This window comes from Stenotrophomonas sp. 2694, from assembly GCF_040548715.1.
GTDB lineage: Bacteria > Pseudomonadota > Gammaproteobacteria > Xanthomonadales > Xanthomonadaceae > Stenotrophomonas > Stenotrophomonas indicatrix.
The window spans coordinates 119,194-143,357 of sequence record NZ_JBEPSG010000004.1 but is presented as its reverse complement, the minus strand read 5'-3'; the positions used below and the strand labels follow the sequence as shown (position 1 = coordinate 143,357).

The window sequence follows — 24,164 nt, the reverse complement described above, 5'->3', positions numbered from 1 at the left end:
TTGAGACGGAAGATCAAAACCAGTCTCATAAATTAAATAATGAGAAAAGCATCCGCGAAGGCAGCAAGCCCTTGATCTACATACGAAACATCGGCTTCGATCAATTCTGTCCCGCAACGCAACATTTTGAAACATTCCCAGACAATCGCGTTTACGCACTGATTTCAAAGGACTTTTCTTCCGATAAGCAGCACATCCGTGTGACGGGACCGTTTTGACAACGTGAACGTCGTGTTACGGTCCGGCTGAATGGATTGCAACTGAACACATCATGAAGATGTCAGGGAGGACATCAGCCAGACGACATCGCTCATTACGGGGATCCATCATGTCTCGCCATCGCTCCACGCCTTCGCGTCACCCCCTGACCCTTGCCCTGATCGGCACCCTGCTCGCCTCCGGTGCAGCCCACGCGCAGGACACCGGCCCGACCCAGCTCGACCGGGTCACCGTCACCGGTTCACTGATCCCGCAGACGCAGATCGAGAACCACACGCCGGTCCTGACCGTCACCGCCGAGGACATCCAGACCCGCGGCTTCACCAGCGTCGCCGACGTCCTGCAGCAGTCCTCGCTGTCGACCGGCGGCCTGCAGGGCGGGCAGACCTCCGCTTCGTTCACCCAGGGTGCCGAGGCCGCCGGCATGTTCGGGCTCAGCCCCGGCTACACCAAGTACCTGATCAACGGCCGCCCGATGCTCTCGTATCCGGCGCTGTACAACGGCAGCGACAGTTTCAACAACATCAGCGGCATTCCGATTGACATCGTCGAGCGCATCGAGATCCTGCCCGGCGGCCAGTCTTCGCTGTACGGTTCGGATGCGATCGCCGGCGTGGTCAACATCATCCTCAAGGAGCGCATGGATGGCGGTGTGCTCAATGTCCGTGGCGGTGCCTACTCCGAAGGCGGCGGCAACAGCGTACGCGTCAGTGCGGCGCGCGGCTTCAACGGTGTCGACGATCGATTCCATGCGCTGGTCAACGTGCAGTACGAAAAAACCAGCCCGATCTGGGGCTACCAGCGTGACCTGACCAAGGTCAACAATCCCGACGGCTACAGCCCCCAGTACGTCTCCAACGACTTCCTGGTACTGCTGCCGGCCAACAGCAACCGCTACGCCATGATGGACCCGAACCTGTGCGCCAACGTGGCGGGCCAGTTCGACGGCACCACCGTGCTCGGCACCCGGCCGACCGGCCAGGCCTGCGGTTCGGTCTATGGCACCGGCTACAAGACCATCAAGAACGGCAAGGAAAGCGGGCAGATCTACAGCTCGATGACCTTCGATGTGAACGACAACTTCCAGTTGTTCGGCGACGCGCTCTACAGCCTGGAAGAAGTGAAGTACGCCACAGGCTCGAACTACACCTGGTGGGGCACCTCCTCCGGCTGGGGCCGCTTCTACGATCAGGACAGCGGCCAGTACATGAACCTGCAGCGCGTGTTCGCGCCGGAGGACATCGGCGCCGGCGGCTATCGCGACATCATGAACACCGATCGCAACAAGGCTTACCAGGTCACGCTCGGCGGCCGCGGCACGGCCGGCAGCTGGGACTACAGTGCCAGCTTCACCCGCGGCGAATACAAGTTGACCGAGCGCAACTTCGTGCGCTGGAACGATCCGATCAACGACTACTTCGAGCAGCGTGTGCTGGGGCCGGTGCTGGGCACCACCAGCACCGGGTACAACATCTACAGCCCGGACTGGGAAGCGTTCTACTCGCCACTGCCGAGCGGTGATTTCCAGAGCTTCACCGGCTACACCTACAGCCAGAGCCGCACCTGGCAGAACCTGCTGCGTGCGCAGGTCACCAATGGTTCGCTGTTCAAGCTGCCCGGCGGCGACGCCGGCTTCGCAGTGGTGGTTGAAGGCGGCAGCGAAGGCTGGGATTACACGCCCGATACCCGCCTGGTGGATGGCAGCGTGTGGGGTACCACCGCGGTTTCCGGCGCCGGCCATCGCAGCAGCTACGCGGTGACCAGCGAACTGCGCATGCCGTTGCTGGAATCACTGACGGTGACCGGCTCCGGCCGCTACGACGCCTTCAAGATCGGTGGCAACACCATCGACAAGGCGACCTACAGCGTCGGCCTGGAATTCCGGCCGATCGACAGCCTGCTGTTCCGTGGCAAGTACGGCACCGCGTTCCGCGCGCCCACCCTGTCCGATGCCTTCCAGGGTGTCAGCGGCTACTACGCCAACGGCTCCACCGACTACTACCGTTGCGGCCAGCTGGGCTACGACCCGGCCAACACCACCGGCTGCCCGTATGACAGCGTGTCGGTGTTCGGCACCCAATCCGGCAACCCGGACCTGGAGCCGATCACCGCCGATGTCTGGAACGCCGGCATCGTGTGGGCGCCCATCAACAACCTGTCGGTGTCGGTGGACTACTACAACTGGAAGATCAAGAACGAGGTCAACACCCTCAGTTCCGACCAGTTGCTGCTGGCCGAGTATTACTGCCGCAACGGCCAGACCAACAACACCTCGGCCAGCTGCCAGAACGTCAGCGACTGGATCACCCGCGACGCCTCCGGCGTACTCGATGAGATCTATACGCCGAAGATGAACGTAGCCAGCCAGAACCTGCAGGCGCTGACGGCCAGCTTCAAGTACGTACAGGACATCGGCCGCTTCGGTTCGCTGCAGTTCTCCGGCAACTACACCGACATGCTCAAGCGCGAACTGCAACCGCAGCCGGGCGATGAGTACCTGGACCTGCTGCGCGACCCGTATGCGATGTGGGTGTACGACTCGTACGCCAAGGTGCGCGCCGACGGTTCGATCGGCTGGGCCAAGGACAAGTGGACCACCACCCTGTATGCCAACTACATCGGCAAGACGCCGAACTACATGGCCTACCTGGGCAATGGCTACGACTACGTCCACAGCTCCGGCTACAAGGCCGGCAAGTGGGGTTCGTACACCACCTACAACCTGAGCGTGAACTATCGGGCGATGGACAACCTGACCCTGTCGCTGATGGTCAACAACGTGTTCAACAAGATGCCTGACAACCAGCGGTACAGCTTCGCCGGCACCAGCGGCCAGCCGTACAACAACTACCTGTACAACGCTTATGGCCGTGCCATCTACGTGCAGGCCAAGTACGAGTTCGGCAACAACTGATCCGTCAGCGCGTTCCCGTACAGCAGAAGACCCCGCTCCGGCGGGGTCTTCTGCTTTGGGTGGCACCGGTGCGGCAAGGGAGGGGGAGCGGCGCTGGCACTGCCAAGGAAGGTCATCGATCTGCTACCTTTCGACCTTGTTCACAATCCAGTCAGCTTCAGCCGATCAACGCGCAGCAAAAGGACAAGACATGCACGTGATTTCCGCTCGCACCCTATGCGGTGCCCTCTCCATGGCCCTGGCCGGCGCCACGGCACACGCCGCTCCCATCCCGATCGAAGACCTGGCACGCATGCCAGCGTTGCAGTCGGTCTCGATGAGTCCGGACGGCAAGCATCTGGTCGCGTTGATCCCCTCTCCGGGCAACCCGGAAGAAACTGCGCTGGCCAGCTGGGATACCGACGCAATGGGAGGCGCCCCGAAGGTGGTTACGCCCTCGGGCGACCGGATGAAGTTCATTGCCGTGGGCGCTCTCAAGTCCGACCAGATCCTGGCGGTCGGCCGCCAGGAGTGGACCGGGCAGCTTGGGGGGTGTGGCGAGGGCAGCGTATCGGGTGCGACCAAGACATTCGTGGTCAAGACCTACCTGACCGACCAGAGCCAGAAGACTTTCAACGAAGCATTCGCCGACAACACGCGCAAGCTGGGCGTGAGCGAACAGACCCAGCGCTGCCTGGAACTGGGTGGCAGCGCATCGCTGGTCAACATGCTGCCGCTGGATCCGGACCGGGTCATCATCCGCCAGCTCAGCGAGATAACGCTGACCGCCAATTACTACCTGTACAACCTCAAGACCAAGGAAACCGAACTGCTGTTCCGCGGCGGCACCCGCGCCCAGCCTGCGTTGTTCGACCCGCGCAGCGGCAAGGTGCTCGCCAAGAGCCAGATCGAACCGGTCAGCGGCGATTACGACCAGCAGATTCAGATCCTTGATCCGAGCTCCGGGCAGTTCGTACTGCAGAAGCCGCTGCTGACACGCCTGTCCAACCGGCATACGGTCGAGTTGGCTGGTGTGGACGATGCCACCGGCAAGTACTACGTCCTGACCGACCTCTTCTCGGACAAGGTGCAGGCACATCTGTACGACGCCAAGGCGCAGAAGTTCGATCCCGAACCGGTGCTGGCCAATCCGAACTTCTCCATCGCAAGCCTTGTCTTCAGCACCCAGCCGAGCACCTTCAATCAAGTGGTCGGATTCACCATCGATGGCCCTTCGCAACAGACGGTCTACGTCGACCCGACGCTGAAATCGATCCAGGACACGCTGAAGCAAGCTGCGCCGGGAAGGCAGATCGAGATCAGCCGCTACAACGATGATTTCTCGAGGATCCTGTTCCGCGCTACCGGTCCGGATGCACCGCCCTCCCATTTCCTGCTGCTGGATCGGAAAAAGGTGGTGAGCCTGGGCAGCGAGCGTCCGTGGATCAGCAAGGGCACGGTGGGCGAACAACGCTGGGTGAACTACAAGGCACGCGACGGACGGGTCATTCCTGCCATCCTGGATCTCCCTGCGGGCTGGAAGGAAGGCGATGCCGCAGCGCCGGCCATTGTCCATCCACACGGCGGCCCCTGGGCGCGTGACTACGTGCAATGGGATGCCTCCGGCTGGGTCGCGCTGCTGACGTCTCGCGGATATGCCGTGCTTCGCCCGCAGTACCGTGGCTCCTCTGGCCTGGGCCGGGACCTGTGGATTGCCGGCGACCGCGAATGGGGCCAGAAGATGTCCGACGACAATGATGACGGTGCGGCGTGGCTGGTGTCGCAGGGTTTCGCTGCGAAGGACCGCATCGCGATCTTCGGCTACTCCTACGGCGGCTTCGCTGCTGCCGCAGCCACCGTTCGCCCAGGCAGCCCGTATCAGTGCGCGATTGCCGGCGCTCCGGTCACCGATCTCGCACGCTTGGGCACCAGCTGGAGCGACAACCGCCTGCAGCGCATCCTGCAAGGGCAGACGGTCAAGGGCATGGATCCGATGCGCAACACCGCCAGCGCCAACATTCCGGTGATGCTGTTCGTGGGTGACCGCGATGTGCGTACACCCTCCTTCCACGCCCAGGGCTTCTACGAAGCGGTGAAGGACAAGGTGCCTGCGCAGTACCACCTGATTGCCGACCAGCAGCACAGCATGCCGTGGTACCCACGCCAGCAGCGGGAAACGCTGGGCCTCATCGAAGGCTTCCTGAAGAAGGATTGCGGCCCGGGCGGCCTCTGACCCCTAGATCGTGTCGCTGAGCGCCCCCGCCTGGCATCCGCCAGCGGGGGCGTTTCGCATCCACAAGGTGAATTTCCCTTAAACATCAAAGCATTACAGGCGCGCTTCGTTCATCTTGCATTTACTTTACGGCAAACATACACTCCGTTAACCGAAGCGTAACAAATAGGGAAATTACCGAAATGCGCAACGTCATTCGCCTCTCCAAGCCGAGCCGCGTCCCGCTGACCTTGGCGGTTCTGGCCTGTCTACATGTCGCTCCTGCCTTTGCCCAGGAAACACCGCAGCAGGAAGCTGCTTCGTCAAGTACCCCCCCCGCATCCAAGCGCGCCACCGAACTTGACACCGTCGTCGTCACCGGTTCGCTGATCAAGCGTCCGGAGTACGAGACCACGTCGCCGGTGCAGGTCATCTCGATCGACAAGGCGATCTCTGCCGGTCAGTTCGATACCGCCGACTTCCTGCAGACGTCTTCGATCGCGGCAGGCTCCACGCAGATGAACAACCAGTTCGGCGGCTTCGTCGTCGAAGGCGGCACCGGTGTGCAGACGGTCTCGCTGCGTGGTCTGGGCGCGAACCGCACGCTGATCCTGCTCGACGGCCAGCGTCCCGGCCCGGCCGGTACCCGTGGCCAGGTCGCCGCGTTCGATCTGAACGTCATTCCGCAGGCCATCCTGCAGCGGCTGGAAATCGTCAAGGACGGCTCCTCCTCCATCTACGGCTCCGATGCGCTTGCCGGCGTGGTCAACCTGATCACCAAGAAGAGCATCGACCGTCCGGAGATGACCTACTCCATGAGCGTGCCGCAGCATGGTGGCGGCGAGCAGTTCTCTGCCTCGATCGCCAACGGCTGGAACTTCGACAAGGGCAGTGTCGTGGCGGCTGCGCAGTGGGACCGTCTGAACGCACTGACCGTGGGTGATCGCGATTACTTCCGCTGCGCCGAAGACATGGTCTGGGGCACTGACGGCAAGCGGATCGACCGTGAGGATCGCTCGATCCTGGCCGGCAGCAACCTGGCAGGCTGCAGCACCGGCAACCTGTACGCCAATACCATCATCAACTACAACAACCCGGCAATCCGCTACGTGCCCTCGCCCGATGGCAGCACGGTGGGCCCGTTCCCGGGCTATCGTCCGCGCCCGCGCCCGACTCCGACCTACGCCAACGGCGGCACCGCGTACTACCAGGATGTCCTGAACTTCCCGTTCTACCACGACCAGGAAGTGATCAATCAGCGTGAGCGTGCCTCGCTGTACGCCGCCACTGACTTCAGCTTCGACAGTTTCAACTGGAAGACGCAGTTCCTGTACAACCGCCGTGAGACCAAGGCGCACAGTTGGCGCCAGTTCTACCCAACGGTCTACAGCGAGGCGGCCGATGACTACTTCCAGGTCATCATGCCGTTCCCGAGTGACCAGAAGATCACGGTCGACTACTTCTACGGCACCACCAAGTTCGATGGCCAGTTCAAGTCGACCGACAGCTGGACCTGGGAAGTCAACGCTGGCTTCAGCCGCTCCACCGGCAAGTACGGCGCGCTGTCGATCGATGTCGACCGCGCCGGCGACCTCGTCTATACCGACGACGACATGCCGGTGAACTACTTCGATCCGGGCTTCCTCAACGGCACCCGCATGAATGAGCTGATTGCCGCCGTGGGCCAGTACCACACCGGCAAGACCACTTACGATCAGACCAGTGCCAACGCGATCTTCAGCGGCAACCTGTTCACCCTGCCCGCCGGCGATGTCGCCTCGGCATTCGGTGTCGAGTTCCGCAGGTACAAGATCGATGACACGCCGTCGGATTTCGCACTCGCGGACCGCTCCTGGAATTCCACCTCTGCCGGCCCGACCCGTGGCACCGACAAGGTCAAGGAAGCGTTCGCCGAAGTCGACGTACCGCTGCTGAAGGGCATCCCGGGCATTGAATCGTTGTCGGTCAACCTGTCCGGCCGCGTGTTCGAATACGACTCGGTGCCGGGCTCGGATCACGTCTGGAAGACCGGCGTGAACTGGCAGATCATCCCGTCACTGCGCGTGCGCGGCACCATGGGTACCTCGTTCCGTGCGCCGGGCCTGTACGAGCTGTACCTGGGCGATCAGACCGGCTTCCTGCCGCAGACCCAGATCGACCCCTGCATCCAGTGGGGCGACAGCAACAACACCTTCATCCGTGCAAACTGCGGAGCGGCCGGCATTCCGGACACCTATACCGGCGGCGGCGGCAGTAGCGCCACCATCTATTCCGGTGGCGGCGGCAAGAACAACCTGCAGCCGGAAACGTCCAAGGCCAAGACCCTCGGCCTGGTCTGGAGCCCGACCTTCGCCAACCTCAACGTGGCGCTGGATTACTTCGACTATGACGTGCGCGGTGAAATCACTCAGCTCGACGAGTACGACATCGTGTTCGGCTGCTACGGCTCGGCGGTGTTCCCCAACGCATTCTGTGACCAGATTGTGCGCAACAGCCCGACCAACGCGTCGGCGCCGAACAACATCACCACGATCTACAACAAATACGTGAATATCAACCGCGAGCGCACCCGCGGCTACGACCTCCAGGTCAACTACGACAACGACTTCTCCTTCGGCAAGATTTCCGCTGAAGCGCAGGTCACCTACACCATCGAAGATACGTACCAGCTGTTCGACTCGGCTTCTGACAGTGGTATCACCACCTCCGACCAGGTCGGCTACATCGGCCGGCCGAAGACCGTCGGCCTGGCCAGCGTCAGCCTGGAACGGGGTGACTGGACGTTCAACTGGCAGGGCACGTACGTCAGCAGCACCCAGAACAAGGACCTGGACCGGAACTTCACCTATTCCGGCTACCAGAACGCGACCCGCGACATCAAGGCCGGCTGGCAGTTCCGCCACAGCGTCTCTGTCGGCTACGACATGGATGACTGGAACATCATGGTCGGCGTGCGCAACCTGTTCGACAAGGAGCCGGACCTGATCTCCAACACCGCCGGCACCCGTTATGGCAACACGCCGTTGTACGCATCCCAGTACGACTGGTACGGCCGCACGTTCTTCGCGCGCGTGTCCTACAAGTTCTGATCGCAGCATTGCAGCACATGAAAAGGGCGGCTCCGGCCGCCCTTTTCTTTTGCCTGCGGCAAGCGGGCGGCGCACCGTGACCGCCGATCACCGCCAGCGCTGACAGCACGCCCCGCGGCACACAAATGGCTCCTGAATGCGCTCACCGCCCACCACTCCCCCGTCGCCACGCAGGAGGCAAGCGATGTCCTGGCGAGACACCTTTTTGCGCAAAGTACGACTTAACAGGCCATTCATATACGGCCCGTGCCGCCAGATTCGGCACATCACAAATGAGACTAAGCATCTGTATTTGTTGCAATTTCATGTACGCCGTTGACATTCCGAGTGACAAAGTGTGACGAAACCATGCATTTCCCGTTAAGCGCGTGTTAGGTTCGATCAAGGTCAGGACAAACCATGAACATGACCGTAACAACCGCAGGGATGCGGACGATCTTCATCCACTAGGGGGATTCACCACATGACGCACCACCGCACGCCTGGTCGCCACCCGCTGACCAACGCCCTGCTCGCCGGCCTGATGATGGCTGCCGCAGCCCCGGCCCTGGCCCAGGAAGCCAGCTCCGGCAACAACCCGATCGACCTGGACCGCGTCAGCGTGACCGGCTCGCGCATCGCGCGTACCGGCTTCGTGACCCCTTCGCCGGTCACCGCCATCACGGCCGAAGAAATCCGTGCCACCGGCGCCAACAACATCGGCGACCTGATGGCGCGCATGCCGGCGCTGAGCCCGACCTATACGCTGGGTAATTCCACGCGCTTCATCGGCACCGCCGGCGTGGGCCTGATGGATCTGCGCGGCATGGGCACCTCGCGTACGCTGGTGCTGGTCAATGGTCGCCGCCATGTCGGCGCGACCTCCGGCTCCTCGGCAGTCGACGTCAACACGATTCCGGTCGAGTGGATCGAGCGCGTTGAAGTCATCACCGGTGGCGCCTCGGCCGTGTACGGTGCCGATGCCGTGGCCGGTGTCGTCAACTTCATCATGAAGAAGTCGTTCGATGGCGCCGAAGTGCGTGGCCAGACCGGCATGGCCAGTGAAGGCGGCTTCAACCGCTCCTTCATCAGTGCCTCGGCCGGCACCGATTTCGCCAACGGCCGCGGCAACGCCGCGATCGCACTGGAATACAGCAAGCAGGACCGCTTCGTCCGCAGCGACCGCGCGATCGGCAATGAATTCCTGGTGTCGGTGCCGAACCCCAACTACGACCCGACCAAGCCCTCCAACGAAAGCAATCCGCAGACCGTGCTCAGCGGCCCGGGTGGCAACCACTCGATCTCCTTCGGCGGCACCTTCACGCTGGGTGCGTTCTCGCCCACCAACAAGGCGACCTGGGGCAACCGCTACCAGTTCAATCCGGATGGCACCTACCGCCCGCAGCGCTATGACGGGGTGATGCCGAGCACCACCAGCTGCGTCAACTGCGACTTCGCCGACCTCAATTCGGTCGCCGATCTGCAGCCCGGCTTCGACCGCAAGAGCGTCAATGCGGTCGTCAACTTCGACCTGACCGACAACCACCGCCTGTACTTCGAAGGCAAGTACACCGAGACCGTCTCGGACTTCCTGGCCCAGCCGTCGTTCGACCAGACCCTGCGCATCCAGCGTGACAATGCCTACGTTTCGCCGCAGCTGCGCGCGCTGATGGCCGCCAACGGCGCCAGCCAGTTGACCCTGAGCCGCTTCAACGTCGATGCCGGCCAGCGTGGCGAGCACGTGGAGCGCAACACCCAGCGCTTCGTGCTCGGCGTGGAAGGCAACCTGACCGAGAACTGGACCTACGACGTGTACGGCAACTGGGGCCAGAGCGAAGTCAAGCGCTGGAACCTCAACAACCGCATCAACGAGCGTTGGCAGGCAGGCCTGGACACCGTGGTCGATCCGTCCACCGGCCAGATCGTCTGCCGCACCACGCTGAACCCGAACGCCACCAACCCCAACAACGGCAACCGCGTGTACTCGCAGTTCGCCCGCGAAGGCTGCGTGCCGTTCTCGGTGTTCGGCAATGGCGCGGTGACCCAGGCGGCACGCGACTGGATGAACGTCGATTCGTTCAACTATTCGCGCCTGCAGCAGTCGGTGTTCAGCGCCTCGCTGGCCAACGCCTCGCTGTTCAGCCTGCCGGCAGGTGACGTCGGCGTGGCCGGTGGCGTGGAATACCGCCGCGAGAAGAGCCGCGAAATCACCGATCCGCTGGCAGCGCAGGGCCTGACCTTCCTCAACGCGATCCCCAACCGGATGGGCAAGTACGACGTGCGCGAAGCGTTCGTCGAAGCCACCGTGCCGTTGCTGGCCGACATCCCGGGCATCTACAACTTGACCATGGACGCTGCCGGTCGCTGGTCCGACTACAGCAGCATCGGCAAGACCACCACCTGGAAGGTCGGCCTGGACTGGACCATCATTCCGTCCCTGCGTGCCCGCGGCACCCTGTCGCAGGCGGTGCGTGCGCCGAGCATCGGCGAACTGTACAACCCGCAGAGCGAGAACTTCGCCACCGTCAACGATCCCTGCAACTACCTGGCCACCAATTCCAATCGCCCCAATACGGCAGCGGATCCGGCCCTGCGCCAGGCCAACTGCTCGGCGCTGGGCGTGCCGGTGGGCTGGGTCGATACCTACACCGCAACCCGCCCGGGTGTCAGCGGCGGCAACCCGAACCTGAAGCCGGAGCGTGCGCGCAGCTTCACCTATGGCCTGGTCTGGCAGCCTGATTTCCTGCAGGGCTTCGGCATGTCGGTGGACTACTGGTGGATCAGCCTGAAGGATGCCATCGGTGCAGTGACCGCACAGACCAATGCCACCCGCTGCGTGGATTCTCCGGGAGGCATCAACAACAGCTTCTGCGGCTTCATCGAGCGCGCACCGGTCGGTGGCAAGACCGATGCGGGCGGCCGCACCTTCCCGGAACACTCGATCAGCCGCTGGGTTGCACTGAACGAAAACCTGGCGCGCTCGCGTCGCGTCGGCGTCGATCTGGAAATGGACTACCGTTTCAAGCTCGCCGAGGGCGACACGGTGATCCGCCTGGTCGGTACCCGCCTGCTGCAGTCGCGTGAATGGGCCTTCCAGGACTTCCCGAACGAGTACGACGAGAACGTCACCTGGGTGACCGACCCGCGCTGGCGCGGTTCGCTGCAGACCAAGTACTCGCTGGGTCAGTGGCGCGCGTCGTGGGACCTGAACTACGTGAGCAGCAACCTGCGCGTGCAGCCCAAGAGCTACCAGGCCAACCCGGGCCAGAGCAGCCCGATCCGCAACGGTTCGTACGTCTACCACAACTTCCAGTTCGGCTACCGCTTCCCGGGCGACAAGATCGACGTCTACCTGGGCGTGGACAACGCCTTCGACAAGGATCCGCCGGTGAACTACTTCGGCTCCGACGTCGGTTCGGCGATGTACGACAACATCGGCCGTTACATGTACATGGGCGCCACCTACAAGTTCTGATCCAGCAACACATGCAGTACCCCGACAGACCCGGCTTTTGCCGGGTCTGTCTTTTCCGGTGCCGGCAAGGCCCCCTTGCGCCCGGCCATGACCTTCGACACCCTTGCAGTGTGGGCCGGCGGCGTATCGTTCGGCCCACGGCCGTTCCCCCGGCCCTTCCCTGACTCACTCGGCCTGGAGGCCATTCAAGTGACCCGTACTCCCAAGATCGTGCTGCTGACCCTGGCCGTTTCGGCCGCGCTGGTCGGCTGCGGCAAGAACGAAACCCCGGCAAAGGATGCCACCGCCTCCACGCCGGCCGCGGCCGACGCCGCCACCACCTACAAGCTCGACGAGAGCAAGCTGCCGGCCTACAACGCCTTCCAGGCCAGCGATCTGGACAGCAACCTTGACGCCTGCACCGCCTTCGGCGACTACGTCAACGGCAAGTGGCTGGCCGCCAACGAGATTCCGGGCGACCGCACCAGCTGGGGCGCCTTCACCATCCTCGACGAGCGTTCGGTGGCCGTGCAGCACCAGCTGGCCGAGCAGGTCGCGCAGGTCAAGAACCCGGCCGGCATCGAGAAGATCGTCGGCGACCTGTGGGCCACCGGCATGGACGAAGCCAAGGTCAACGCCCAGGGCATCGAGCCGCTGAAGGCCGACCTGGCCGCGATCGACGGCCTGCAGGACAAGGCCGCCATCGCCAACTACCTGCGCACCAGCGCCGCCAAGGGCGAGAACGTGCTGTTCGGCTTCGGCGCCGAAGCCGACTTCAAGAACTCGGCCGTGAACATGGCCTACGCCAGCCAGGGCGGCCTGGGCCTGCCGGACAAGACCTTCTATACCGATGCGTCCAAGGCCGACAAGCTGAAGGCTTACCAGGCCCACGTGGCCAAGGTGCTGGAGCTGTCCGGCGTGGCCGCTGCCGATGCCGCAAAGCAGGCTGAAGAAGTCGTCAAGTTCGAGACCCGCCTGGCCAAGGCGTCCAAGTCCAGCGTTGAGCTGTCGCGCGATGTCTCGCTGTACTACCACCCGGTCAGCCTGGCCGAGGCCGATGCGCTGACCCCGAACTTCAGCTGGACCGAGTTCTTCAAGTCGCAGAACGTGGCCGCGCCGGAGAAGTTCTCGCTGGCCATCCCGGCCTTCCACCAGGAAGTGAGCAAGGCGCTGGGCGATACCGATCCGTCGGTGTGGCGTGCCTACCTGCGCTTCCACACCGTGGACGGCGCCTCGCCGTACCTGGCTGATGCGTTCGTGCAGGAAAACTACGAGTTCTACGGCAAGACCCTCAATGGCCAGAAGGAACAGAAGCCGCGCTGGAAGCGTGTGCTGGGCACCATCGAGAGCGATGCCGGCGAAGCCTTCGGCCAGCTGTACGTGAAGGTCGCCTTCTCGCCGGAAGCCAAGGCGAAGATGGAAGAGCTGGTGAAGAACCTGGCCGCTTCGCTGAAGGAACGTATCCAGGGCCTGTCCTGGATGAGCGAAGAGACCAAGGCCAAGGCCATCGCCAAGTGGGAAACCTTCACTCCGAAGATCGGTTACCCGGACAAGTGGCGTGACTGGTCGGGCCTGCAGACCAACCGTGACAGCTACCTGGGCAACGTGCGCGCGGCCACCGCGTTCAACTACCAGTACAACCTGGCCAAGATCGGCAAGCCGGTGGACAAGACCGAGTGGGGCATGACCCCGCAGACGGTCAACGCCTACTACAACCCGCTGCAGAACGAGATCGTGTTCCCGGCCGCCATCCTGCAGCCGCCGTTCTTCGATGCCAAGGCGGACGACGCGCTGAACTACGGCGGTATCGGTGCGGTCATCGGCCACGAAATGACCCACGGTTACGACGACCAGGGCAGCCGCTTCGGGCCGACCGGCAACTTCGAGAACTGGTGGACCGAAGCCGATTCGAAGAATTTCGCTGGCCTGACCGGCAAGCTGGTCAAGCAGTTCGACCAGTACAAGGTCGACGGCCAGGCCGTGAACGGCCATCTGACCCTGGGCGAGAACATCGCCGACCTGGGTGGCCTGGCCACCGCCTACGACGCATTGCAGAAGGCGTCGGCCGGCAAGGAAGACGCGAAGATCGATGGCTTCACCCGCGATCAGCGCTTCTTCTTCAACTGGGCCACCGTGTGGCGCACCAAGTACACCCCGGAGAACGCCAAGGTCCGCCTGGCAACCGACCCGCACGCGCCGGCGCAGTTCCGTGCAGTCGGTGCGCCGTCGAACCTGCCGACCTTCACTGCGGCCTTCCAGTGCAAGCCGGGTACGCCGATGTCGCGCACCGGCGACTCGCAGGTGGTGATCTGGTAAGTCACGGCTGAGGCCACGGCTTGCCTGCAGAGGCCCGGGATTTCCCGGGCCTTTGTTTTTCCGCGCGGTGGCCGCAGCCACGCATGGCGTGGCCATCCCACCCGCCCGGTAGCGCCGGGCCATGCCCGGCGGAACCACCGTGATGCGTGCATCCCGTGCCCATGCGCGGCTTGCTATAGTTCGCCCGCCCTCAATCCATCACGGATTCGTTCTACATGCCCAACTTCCGTCCGCTTGCCATCGCCCTGGGCATCAGCCTGGCGACCCTGGTTCCGACCCACGATGCGTTCGCCGCCAAGAAGAAGGCCGCACGCGCCCCGGCCGTCAGTGCGCAGTGCAGCGATTTCTACGACGCCACCAACGCAGGCTGGCTGAAGGCCAACCCGGTGCCGCAGACCGGCGCCGCCACCGCACTGGGCCAGCTGGTCGACCGCAGCCGGCAGCAACAGCGTGAACTGCTGGACGCCTCGATGAAGGCGCCGCAGGGCAACGTGCAGAAGCTGCTGGGCGACTTCTGGGCCAGCGGCCTGGACGAAGCGGCCGTGGAAGCCGACGGCTCCAACCCGATCGCACCGCTGCTGACCCGCATCAACGCGATCAAGAAGGCCAAGGATGTCCCGGCCTCGATCGCCGCGCTGCACCAGGTCGGCATCCCGGTGGCCTTCAACTTCGGTCCGGACGTGGACCTGAAGGCGCTGGACCGCCACATCGGTTACTTCATGCAGGGCGGCATGGGCCTGCCTGATCCGGCCTTCTATACCCGCACCGACGCCGACACCGTCGCGTTGATGGGCCGCTACCGCAACTACGTCAAGCAGATCCTCGCACTGACCGGCACCCCGGCGGCCAAGCTGGACGCCGAGTCGCAGGCGGTGATCGCGCTGGAAACCGAACTGGCCCGCAATGCGCAGTCGCTGGCGGGCATCAACAACCCGTTCAACAACTACGCGCCGATCTCCACCAAGGACCTCAACAGCCGCTACCGCAACCTGCAGCTGGACGCGTTCCTGAAGGCGCAGGGCGTCAACGATGACCTGGTGTCGCTGGCCGATCCGGCGCTGTTCAAGCAGCTCGACGGCATGGTCACCAAGCTCAAGCCGGACCAGTGGAAGGCCTACCTGCGCTGGCGCGTGGGCGACTCGATGGCGCCGTACCTGTCCAAGGCGTACCGCGATGCGGAGTTCGAGTTCCGTGGCCGCGTGCTGCGTGGTGAAACCCTGCCGCCGCAGCGCTGGGAAAGCGTGCTGGACGCGATCAACGTGGCCGCTGGCCCGATGGTCGGCCGCGAATACGCAGCCCGTTACCTGTCCGCCGAAGACCGCCGCCAGGCGGCCTGGATCGTCGACAAGGTGCGTGAAGTGCAGATCGAAGCGGTCAAGAACAACAGCTGGATGAGCGCCGAGGCCAAGACCGAAGCGCAGGCCAAGCTGGCCGCGCTGAAGATCGAGATCGGCACCCCGCTGCGTGACCTGGACTACAGCGTGCAGCCGATGGGCCGTGGTTCGTTCGGCGGCAACATGCTGATCGCGTCCACCTGGCGCCACCGCGAGGAAATGAAGCGCATCGGCAAGGGCAACGCCGACCGCCGCTGGGACGTGCTGCCGCAGCAGCCGTCGCTGGCCTATGACCTGGCGCAGAACCGGCTGATCGTCACTGCGGCGATCCTGCAGGGCCCGGTGTTCAACGCCAAGGCCGATGCCGCCGACAAGTTCGGCAGCTTCGGCGGCCTGGTCGGCCACGAGCTGACCCGCGCGATCGACGCCAAGGGTGCGCTGGTCGATGCCAAGGGCGAACTGCGCAGCTGGTGGACCCCGGCCGACAAGACCGCCTGGACCCTGCTCGGCACCCGTGTCGCCAGCCAGTACGGCGCCTACGAGTTCCCCGGCGTGAAGGGGGCCAAGGTCAACGGCACGCTGACCCAGGAAGAGAACCTGGCCGACATCGCCGGTCTGGAGCTGGCCTGGGCCGCGTACACCGCGCAGGAGCCGAAGGCCAAGCCGGCACAGCAGCAGGGCTTCTTCCGCGCCTGGGCTGCGCTGTGGCCGCAGCAGCTGTCGCCGAACGAGGCCGCACGCCGCCTGACCGCCGACATCCGTGCACCGGGCCGCTGGCGCACCAACGGCCCGCTGTCGAACCTGCCGGCGTTCGGCGCCAGCTTCAGCTGCAAGCCGGGCCAGCCGATGCAGCGCACCGACGGCGAGCAGATCAAGGTCTGGCGCTGAGGTTCATGCAACAGCGGTAACGGAAAGGGCGCCTTCGTGGCGCCCTTTTTCGTCGGTGGACATCACGCGGGCTTCAACGTTCCCCGGTAATGCACGATGCGCCCCACCACCGGCGCGCCGATCTCCACGTCGAAGACGAAGCGCCCATCCTCATCACCCTCGAAACTGTTCTCCCCGGGCAACAGCCACTGCGGCAACGGCAGGCCCAGGATCGACCAGCGTCGCGGCACCAGTTGCAGCCGCCCGTTGTCGACCAGAAGTGCCAACGCTACCGATACCGCACCGAAGCGTTCGACCAGCAGCGCTTCGTTGCGCCCCTGCCCCTGCGTCTGCAACGAAGAGAAACGACGGCCGGCAAAGGTCCGCGTCCAGCGCTCACCACCCGCCTCTGCGGTGAACTCCACGCTGACCGGCACTGCCTTGCCCGCCGCCGGAAAACCGAACACGTTCCCCAGCAACCGCGACAACAACCCACCACCGCGTTCGACCGATGCCGTCCCGCTCCAGCGCTTGGCGGCAGACGGTGCATGCAACGCCTGCACGCTGGCCGGCAGCTGCGCGTACGCGCTGCCCAGCAGGCGCTGGTACAGGCTGGCACCGGGCATGTCGCGGCGGAAACCGGTATGGATCGTGCGTCCGTCGAACAGCCGGTCGTAGTCGGACAGTTCCAGCGCATGCGTGGCCGGGCGTGCACCCGGTGACGGCCGATCACCGGCCAGTTGCTTGCGGATCACCGCTTCGATCGCCATCGACGGAATGTACGGGCCGTCATCGGCCTCGGCCAACAGGTGCCAGCTCTGTTCCACACGCGCATCATCGCGGGTGCCCACGGCGCGCACGATCATGCCGCCGCGATGCTCGCCGAACTTCATCAGGTTCAACACGGTATAGAACAACCGCGAGCATGGCTCCAGCGATGGCAGTTTCAGGTGCAGGCGCGCCTTGGCCAGCAGATTGAGCACGCGATGCAGGATCTCCGGCACCGGGCCAGCCCCCATCCAGATGTCGGTCATCGTCGGATGTTCGGGTGGCAGCACCTGCAGATCGGGCACATCCACCAGCGAGAAATGCAGGTTGCGCAGCGGCAGCCGCCCCGGCACCGCGACGGTGAAGCGGCGACTCTCGGCCAGGCCGATGCCGTGCCCATCGCGACCGTTGCGGCGCAGCTTCACCGGCGCACCGGCATAGCCGACCACCGCACGCATCACGTTCAGGCCGATGCCGGCATAGGGCGATGGCGCGATGCCGCCTTCCACGCTGACGATGTCCATGTGCGTGGCCATCTCGCGCAGCACTGCCGCGGTCAATACCGGGAAACTGCTGACGCCTGACAGTGCGTAGATGCCAGCCGCCCTGGCCTGCGCGTCGTACTGCGAAACGCCGAATACGAAGTCTGCCGCGTCGGCGAAGTCCAGATAATCAATGCCGGCGGCGATGCAGGCTTCGATCGCGCCATAGCGGTGTTCGCCATAGTCCTGGAAAGGACCGGAGGCATCCACCACCAGGTCCGGTCGCTCGGCCTGCAGGGCCGTGGCCAGCCGTTGCCGGTCGACCTGCAGTGGACGCAGCGTCGATTGCCCCACATAGCTTGCGCAGAAGGCCTGTGCCGCCGCCAGGTTGCGGCCACCGATCAGCAGTTCCAGCATCGGCAGGTCGGCCAGCAAGCGGACCAGACGCCCCCCGAACACCCCATATCCACCCAGAATCAGGATCTTCACGCATCATCCCTGTCGTGTCGTCCGGCCATGGTAGCGCGGCGCCGGCAGCTCCCGCAGTGCAGCACGATCCGGCATTAACACCGCCCATGCTATCGCTGTGCCTTCGTCCACTGCGGAGCCCCCGCCATGGCTCACAAGAACACGATCTGCGTCTGGTATGACAACGGCGCGCTCGAGGCCGCCACGTTCTATGCGAAGACCTTTCCCGACAGCGAAGTAACTGCTGTGCATCACGCGCCCGGCGACTTCCCCGACGGCAAGCAGGGGGACGTGCTCACCGTCGAATTCACGGTCTGCGGCATTCCCTGCGTCGGTCTCAATGGTGGCCCGATCTTCAAGCACAGCGAAGCGTTCTCGTTCCAGATTTCCACCGAGGACCAGGCCGAGACCGATCGCCTGTGGAATGCCATCGTCGGCAACGGTGGCCAGGAAAGCCAATGCGGCTGGTGCAAGGACCGATGGGGCGTGTCCTGGCAGATCAGCCCGCGCATGCTGATCGAAGCGGTGACCAGCAAGGACAAGGCCCTGGCCAAGCGCGCCTTCAACGCGATGATGCCGATGAAGAAGATCGACATCGCCACCATCGAAGCGGCGATCCGCAACGCATGACGACGTTGGACACGATCATCGTTGGTGGCGGCCACAACGGGCTGGTGTGCGCGGCGTATCTGGCGCGCGCGGGGCAACGGGTGCTGGTGCTGGAGCGTCGCGGCATCCTTGGCGGTGCGGCTGTCACCGAGGAGTTCCACCCGGGCTTCCGCAACTCGGTGGCCTCGTACACGGTGTCGCTGCTGCAGCCGAAGGTGATCGAGGAGCTGCAGTTGCATGCGCACGGGCTGCGCATCGTCGCGCGGCCGGCCAACAACTTCCTGCCATTGCCTGATGGCCGCTACCTGCTGTCCGCACCTGGCCGCACCCAGGCCGAGGTGGCGAAGTTCTCCGAACGCGATGCGCAGGCGCTGCCCGCCTATGAAGCGCGCCTGGAGGTATTCGCCGATGTGCTGCGCGACTGGGCGCTGCGTCCGCCGCCCGACCTCGGGGTGATGGCCGGCTGGCGTGCGTTGCCGGCGTTGTGGCAGATGGGCCGGTTGGGACGGGAGCTGGCCGCACTCGACCCTGCACTGCGCCAGGAACTGCTGGATCTGTTCACGCTGTCGGCCGCCGAGTACCTGGATCGCTGGTTCGAAAGCGAGCCGATCAAAGCCCTGTTTGGTTTCGATGGCATTGTTGGCAACTACGCCAGCCCGTACACGCCAGGCAGCGCCTACGTACTGCTGCATCACGTGTTCGGCCAGTGCAACGGGGTCAAGGGCGCGTGGGGCCACGCCATCGGTGGCATGGGCGCGATCAGCCAGGCCATCGCCGCGTCCGCGCGTGCGGCCGGCGCCGAGCTGCGCGTTGATGCCGGCGTGCAGCGCCTGCTGGTGGAAGACGGGCGCGTGGTCGGCGTCGCACTGTCCGGCGGCGAGAGCCTGCGCGCACGTGCCGTGGTGGCCAACGTCAACCCGAAGCTGCTGTACGAACAACTGCTGCAGCCCGCCCAGGTTCCCGTCACCACCCGTGAACGCATGGCGAACTGGCGCTGCGGCTCGGGCACGTTCCGGATGAACGTGGCGCTGTCGCGGCTGCCGGATTTCCGTGCCCTGCCCGGCCCCGGTGATCACCTCAGTGCCGGCATCATCATGGCGCCCAGCCTGGATTACATGGACCGTGCCTGGCTGGATGCACGTCGCGAGGGCTGGTCGCGCGAGCCGATCGTGGAGATGCTGATTCCGAGCACGCTGGATGATTCGCTGGCGCCACCCGGGCAGCATGTGGCCAGCCTGTTCTGCCAGCACGTGGCGCCGGAGCTGCCCGATGGCCGGCACTGGGATGATCACCGCGATACCGTCGCCGACCTGATGATCGCCACCGTCGATCACTTCGCCCCCGGCTTCGCCGACAGCGTGCTTGGTCGACAGGCACTGTCACCCTTGGATCTGGAACGGACGTTCGGGCTGATCGGTGGCGACATCTTCCACGGTGCGCTCAGCGCCAACCAGCTGTTCTCGGCGCGGCCGATGGTCGGCCAGGCCGGCTATCGCGGCGCCCTGCCCGGCCTGTACCTGTGCGGTGCGGGTACGCATCCGGGCGGCGGGGTCACCGGCGCGCCCGGGCACAACGCGGCGCAGGTGGTGCTGGCCGATGCATGAAATGCGTGCCAATCAAGATTGGCACCTACCGGCGTCAAGGCGTGCCAACCAAGGTTGGCATCTACCGGCGTCAAGGTGTGCCAACCAAGGTTGGCATCTACCGGCGTCAAGGTGTGTCAACCAAGGTTGGCACCCACCTGTGCCTCACTTCACGCTGCGCAGGTGGTTCGGGCGCTTCGGCGGGCCCGGGGGACGACGCTTGTTGAACGGCGGTTGGCCACGCCAGTAGCGGATCAGCAGCCAGCCGAACAGCATGCCGCCCAGATGCGCGAAATGGGCCACGCCCGGCTGCCAGCCGGTCATGCCCAGCACCAGCTCGCCCACGCCGAACAGGATCACGAACGTACGCGCCTTCATTGGAATCGGCGGGAACAGCAGCATCACCCGCTGGTTGGGGAACAGCATGCCGTAGGCCAGCAGCAGGCCGAACACACCACCGGACGCACCCAGCACCGTGGCCGGATTGTCGAGCATCGTGCCGACCAGCAACTGGCACAGGCCGGCGCCGACCACGCACACCAGGTAGTAGGTCAGGAAGCGCTTCTCACCCCAGGTCTGTTCCAGCGGCGCGCCGAACATGAAGACGGCCAGCATGTTGAAGAACAGATGGAAAAAACTGCCATGCAGGAAGCCGTAGGTCAGCAGCTGCCAGGGCTGGAAATTGCCGCCCGGCGAGAACGCATCGAAGCCCTGCTGCAGCGGCTGCAGCATGAACGGCTCGAAGGTCTGCATGCCGAGCAGGAACGGCTGCTGCAGCAGGAACAGGATCGCGTTGGCGATCAACAGGGCCTTGGTGACGGTTGGCAGTCGCGGGAACATGGGGACACCGGCATGGAACGGCCTCCATCATAGCCGCAGCACCGGCCCTTTTTGACCAGAGCGGACGGTCGCCCGTTCAGTCGCAGGCAGCGATCAGCCCGGCCCCCATACGGCCGCATCCAGCGCCGCCGCCGGGTCGGTCGCGGGCATCCGCACCCGGCCGTTTTCGACGATGACACCCTCGGCGCGCAGCCGCTGCGATTGTTCGCGCCAGCCGGCCGAACCTTCAGCCATGGCGATGCGCCCATCCGAGCGCAGCACCCGGTGCCAGGGCAGCGAGGGATCGTCATTCTGGCCGAGGATGCGTGCGGTCAGCCGGGCGCGTCCGGGCAGGCCGGCGCGCATCGCGACCTGCCCGTAGCCCATCACCTGCCCTGGCGGGATCGCATGGATCACCGCCAGGATGCGGGCACGCGCCTGCTCCGGCGTCAGCGGCGCAGCCGCGTCACCAGCAGCACGCCGATCAGGACCAGCACGGTGCCGGCGATCTGCGCCGGCCCCATCGGTTCGTCGAGCAGCCATAGGCTCATCACGATGGTGGAAACCGGGCCCAGCATACCCACCTGCGCAGCCAGCGACGAGCCGACGCGCTGCACCGCCAGCATGATCGCCAGCACCGGCAGCACGGTGCAGACCGTCGCGTTGATCAGCGACAGCCACTGCACGGCAGCGGGGGCCTGCCACAGCAACGGCAGCGGATGGGTAATGGTGAAATGCAGCAGCACCAGCACGCTGGCCACGCAGCTGGCGTAGGCGGTCAGACGCACCGCACCGATACGGGCGACCACCTGGCCGCTGCCGAACAGATACAGCGCATAGCTGAGCGCACTGCCCAGCACCAGCAGGCTGCCGAGGATGATCTGCCCCCCCTCGCGCTGCAGGTCATGGCCGAACGCGATCAGCACGCCGAGATAGCTGAGCACCAGCGCGCCGACCTGCCACCGACCCGGCCGCTGCCGCGCCAGCAGCACGTTGATCAGCAGCACCAGGGTCGGGTTCAAGTACAGGATCAACCGTTCCAGGGTCACGCTGATGTACTGCAGGCCCTGGAAATCCAGCAGGCTGGACAGGTAGTAACCGGTGAAGCCAAGCCACAGCACGCGCGCGCGGTCGGCCCAGGACAGTCGCTCGGCACGGCGCGAGGCCCACACCGCCATCAACGCGAACAGCGGCAGCGCCATCAGCATGCGCAGCGCCAGCAGCGTGGTCGCGTCCACGCCATGGCGCAGCCCCAGCTTGACGATGATCGCCTTGCCCGAGGCGGCGATGGCGCCGATCGCAGCCAGGCCGATGCCGCCCAGAGCGATGCGCGGGGACGTGGTGGCGATACGGGGGGAAGAAGTGGACATCAGGAAAAAAACGGGCCGCATGGGCGGCTGGAAGCAGCCGGATTGCTTCCAATTGTCTCATGGCACTTACGGGCGAACGATCCGATGTCCGTTCATGCTCACTGCAACTCCTGATCCACGCATGGCGTGGATCTACGTGTCGACCAAGGTCGACACCCACCCCGCCATCCCACAAGAACCCAGCTTTTTGCTGTTGCCGTTGCCGTTGCCGTTGCCGTTGCTGTCGAGGTTGCCGGCCAGCGGCCGGCACTACCGTGAGTGTCGGCTCAGCGCATCAACACCACTTCTTCAGCAGACGTCGGGTGAATCGCCACCGTGTCGTCGAACTGGGCCTTGGTCGCACCCATCTTCACCGCCACCGCGAAACCCTGCAGGATCTCGTCGGCCGCTTCGCCGAGCAGGTGCACACCCACCACGCGCTCCTCCGGGCCGGCGCAGACCATCTTGAACAGGCTGCGCTGGGTGCCGTTGGCCAGCGCCTGCAGCATCGGCCGGAACCGGCTGTGGTACACGGTCACCTGCTCGAAGCGCGCACGTGCATCTTCCTCGCTCATGCCTACCGCGCCCAGCGGCGGGTGCGAGAACACCACGCTGGCCACGTTGTCGTAATCCATCTTCGCATCCGGGCGACCACCAAACAGACGATCCATCAGGCGTCGCGCTGCAGCCACGGCGACCGGCGTCAGGCCGACCTTGCCTGCGATGTCACCGACCGCATGCACGCTTGGCACCGCCGTGGTCTGCCACGCGTCCACCTCCACCTGCTGGTGTTCGCCGATGCCGATGCCCAGTGCTTCCAGGCCGAGATCCTTGCTGTTGCCGCGCCGGCCGGTAGCGAAGAACACGGCGTCGAACACACTGTCGATCGGGCCGTCATGGCCGAACGCGCGCACGCGTTCGCCGTCGCGCTTCAACTCACGCAGACGGTAATCGAAGTGGATGCGCACGCCCTGCTGGCGCAGGTTCTCTGCCAACTGAGCGGTCAGCTCGTAGTCGAAGCGCTCCAGCAGGCGGCTGCCACGTACCAGCAGGCTCACCTTGCTGCCCAGCGCCTGCAACAGCCCGGCAAGTTCCACGGCGATGTAGCCGCCGCCGATGATGGCGACCTCGACCGGTGCCGCACGCAGGTCGAAGAAATCGTCGGATACCAGGCCCAGTTCGGCGCCGGGAATGTCCGGCCGCTGCGGATGGGCGCCGGTGGCAATGAGGATCTGCGCAGCGCTGTAACGCACGCCATCACTGCACGCCACGGTGTGCGCGTCCAGCAGATGGCCGCGAGCAGGGATGCGCACCACGCCGGTTTCATCCAGGCGCTTGTGATAACTGGTGTGGATGTTGCTGATGTAGGCCTGGCGGTGGATCACCAGTTCCTTCCACGACAGCGCCGGACGCGGCGCCACGTCGAAGCCCATCGCGCTGGCCAGGCCGATGCGCTCGGCCAGATCGGCGGCCAGCCACATCGCCTTCTTCGGCACGCACCCGACATTCACGCAGGTGCCTCCCAGTTCACCCGGCTCCAGCAGGGCAACCCGCTTGCCATGCTGCGCAGCGCGGATGGCACCGGCCAGGCCAGCGGAACCGCCGCCAAGGACGATCAGATCGTAATCATAAGAGGGAGTATTCATCGCAATCGCTCGAGTCGACAGGGAAGATGGCGGGCGAGCGCCCGCAACGAAGATCGGCAGGCAGCGGGTTGGCGCCG

General features: G+C 64.7%; 13 protein-coding genes. 8 read left to right on the top strand and 5 right to left on the bottom strand.

Going from position 1 to position 24,164, the window contains the following annotated elements; all coding sequences use genetic code 11:
• Positions 1-328: 328 nt before the first annotated feature.
• The 6 genes from ABIA73_RS07140 (at position 329) to ABIA73_RS07115 (ending at position 16,384) form a co-directional block, all read left to right on the top strand.
• Entirely contained in the window at positions 329-3,133 is a 2,805-nt protein-coding gene (locus ABIA73_RS07140; protein WP_025876109.1) for a TonB-dependent receptor domain-containing protein, read from the top strand.
• A gap of 232 nt (positions 3,134-3,365) precedes the next feature.
• Complete coding sequence (locus ABIA73_RS07135; RefSeq protein ID WP_080278322.1) at positions 3,366-5,345, top strand: alpha/beta hydrolase family protein; 1,980 nt, start codon at positions 3,366-3,368, stop codon at positions 5,343-5,345.
• Positions 5,346-5,527: 182 nt separating this feature from the next.
• On the top strand, positions 5,528-8,413 hold the full coding sequence (locus ABIA73_RS07130) for a TonB-dependent receptor domain-containing protein (protein WP_354275587.1): 2,886 nt from the start codon (positions 5,528-5,530) through the stop codon (positions 8,411-8,413).
• Between the two features lie 523 nt (positions 8,414-8,936).
• The gene (locus ABIA73_RS07125; RefSeq protein ID WP_425513052.1) at positions 8,937-11,867 is read left to right on the top strand and encodes a TonB-dependent receptor domain-containing protein; all 2,931 of its coding nucleotides are present in this window, start codon (positions 8,937-8,939) and stop codon (positions 11,865-11,867) included.
• A 189-nt stretch (positions 11,868-12,056) separates the two neighbouring features.
• A complete protein-coding gene (locus ABIA73_RS07120; protein ID WP_025876101.1) occupies positions 12,057-14,162 on the top strand; it encodes a M13 family metallopeptidase in 2,106 nt (701 codons plus the stop codon).
• Between the two features lie 215 nt (positions 14,163-14,377).
• A complete protein-coding gene (locus tag ABIA73_RS07115) occupies positions 14,378-16,384 on the top strand; it encodes a M13 family metallopeptidase (RefSeq protein ID WP_025876099.1) in 2,007 nt (668 codons plus the stop codon).
• 62 nt (positions 16,385-16,446) lie between these two features.
• Here the strand turns inward: ABIA73_RS07115 and ABIA73_RS07110 are convergent, their stop codons facing one another.
• On the bottom strand, positions 16,447-18,102 hold the full coding sequence (locus ABIA73_RS07110; RefSeq protein ID WP_354275586.1) for a saccharopine dehydrogenase family protein: 1,656 nt from the start codon (positions 18,100-18,102) through the stop codon (positions 16,447-16,449).
• Positions 18,103-18,228: 126 nt separating this feature from the next.
• Between ABIA73_RS07110 and ABIA73_RS07105 the strand changes: the two genes are divergently transcribed.
• Both ABIA73_RS07105 and ABIA73_RS07100 read left to right on the top strand, forming a co-directional pair.
• Positions 18,229-18,711, top strand: coding sequence for a VOC family protein (locus tag ABIA73_RS07105; protein WP_354275585.1), 483 nt, complete (start codon positions 18,229-18,231; stop codon positions 18,709-18,711).
• On the top strand, positions 18,708-20,294 hold the full coding sequence (locus ABIA73_RS07100; protein ID WP_346602822.1) for a phytoene desaturase family protein: 1,587 nt from the start codon (positions 18,708-18,710) through the stop codon (positions 20,292-20,294). Before ABIA73_RS07105 ends, ABIA73_RS07100 begins: the two co-directional genes overlap by 4 nt.
• 144 nt (positions 20,295-20,438) lie before the next feature.
• Here the strand turns inward: ABIA73_RS07100 and ABIA73_RS07095 are convergent, their stop codons facing one another.
• The 4 genes from ABIA73_RS07095 to gorA form a co-directional block, all read right to left on the bottom strand.
• Positions 20,439-21,113: a rhomboid family intramembrane serine protease gene (locus tag ABIA73_RS07095; protein ID WP_025876091.1), complete on the bottom strand. Its 675-nt coding sequence runs from the start codon at positions 21,111-21,113 to the stop codon at positions 20,439-20,441.
• Positions 21,114-21,206: 93 nt separating this feature from the next.
• The gene (locus ABIA73_RS07090; RefSeq protein WP_394122484.1) at positions 21,207-21,635 is read right to left on the bottom strand and encodes an MGMT family protein; all 429 of its coding nucleotides are present in this window, start codon (positions 21,633-21,635) and stop codon (positions 21,207-21,209) included.
• Entirely contained in the window at positions 21,542-22,462 is a 921-nt protein-coding gene (locus ABIA73_RS07085) for a DMT family transporter (RefSeq protein ID WP_059064791.1), read from the bottom strand. The genes ABIA73_RS07090 and ABIA73_RS07085 overlap by 94 nt, the downstream gene beginning before the upstream one ends.
• Before the next feature lie 266 nt (positions 22,463-22,728).
• A complete protein-coding gene (gene gorA, locus ABIA73_RS07080) occupies positions 22,729-24,087 on the bottom strand; it encodes a glutathione-disulfide reductase (protein ID WP_354275584.1) in 1,359 nt (452 codons plus the stop codon).
• Positions 24,088-24,164: the final 77 nt, after the last annotated feature.

Excerpts from the sequence above, each read along its gene's own strand:
- ABIA73_RS07125 (WP_425513052.1), top strand. The coding sequence starts at position 8,937 with ATGATGGCTGCCGCAGCCCCGGCCCTGGCCCAGGAAGCCAGCTCCGGC.
- ABIA73_RS07140 (WP_025876109.1), top strand. The coding sequence starts at position 329 with ATGTCTCGCCATCGCTCCACGCCTTCGCGTCACCCCCTGACCCTTGCC.
- ABIA73_RS07090 (WP_394122484.1), bottom strand. The coding sequence starts at position 21,635 with ATGGCTGCTCGACGAACCGATGGGGCCGGCGCAGATCGCCGGCACCGT.
- ABIA73_RS07085 (WP_059064791.1), bottom strand. The coding sequence starts at position 22,462 with ATGTCCACTTCTTCCCCCCGTATCGCCACCACGTCCCCGCGCATCGCT.
- ABIA73_RS07115 (WP_025876099.1), top strand. The coding sequence starts at position 14,378 with ATGCCCAACTTCCGTCCGCTTGCCATCGCCCTGGGCATCAGCCTGGCG.
- ABIA73_RS07095 (WP_025876091.1), bottom strand. The coding sequence starts at position 21,113 with ATGTTCCCGCGACTGCCAACCGTCACCAAGGCCCTGTTGATCGCCAAC.
- ABIA73_RS07135 (WP_080278322.1), top strand. The coding sequence starts at position 3,366 with ATGGCCCTGGCCGGCGCCACGGCACACGCCGCTCCCATCCCGATCGAA.
- gorA (WP_354275584.1), bottom strand. The coding sequence starts at position 24,087 with ATGAATACTCCCTCTTATGATTACGATCTGATCGTCCTTGGCGGCGGT.
- ABIA73_RS07100 (WP_346602822.1), top strand. The coding sequence starts at position 18,708 with ATGACGACGTTGGACACGATCATCGTTGGTGGCGGCCACAACGGGCTG.
- ABIA73_RS07105 (WP_354275585.1), top strand. The coding sequence starts at position 18,229 with ATGGCTCACAAGAACACGATCTGCGTCTGGTATGACAACGGCGCGCTC.
- ABIA73_RS07130 (WP_354275587.1), top strand. The coding sequence starts at position 5,528 with ATGCGCAACGTCATTCGCCTCTCCAAGCCGAGCCGCGTCCCGCTGACC.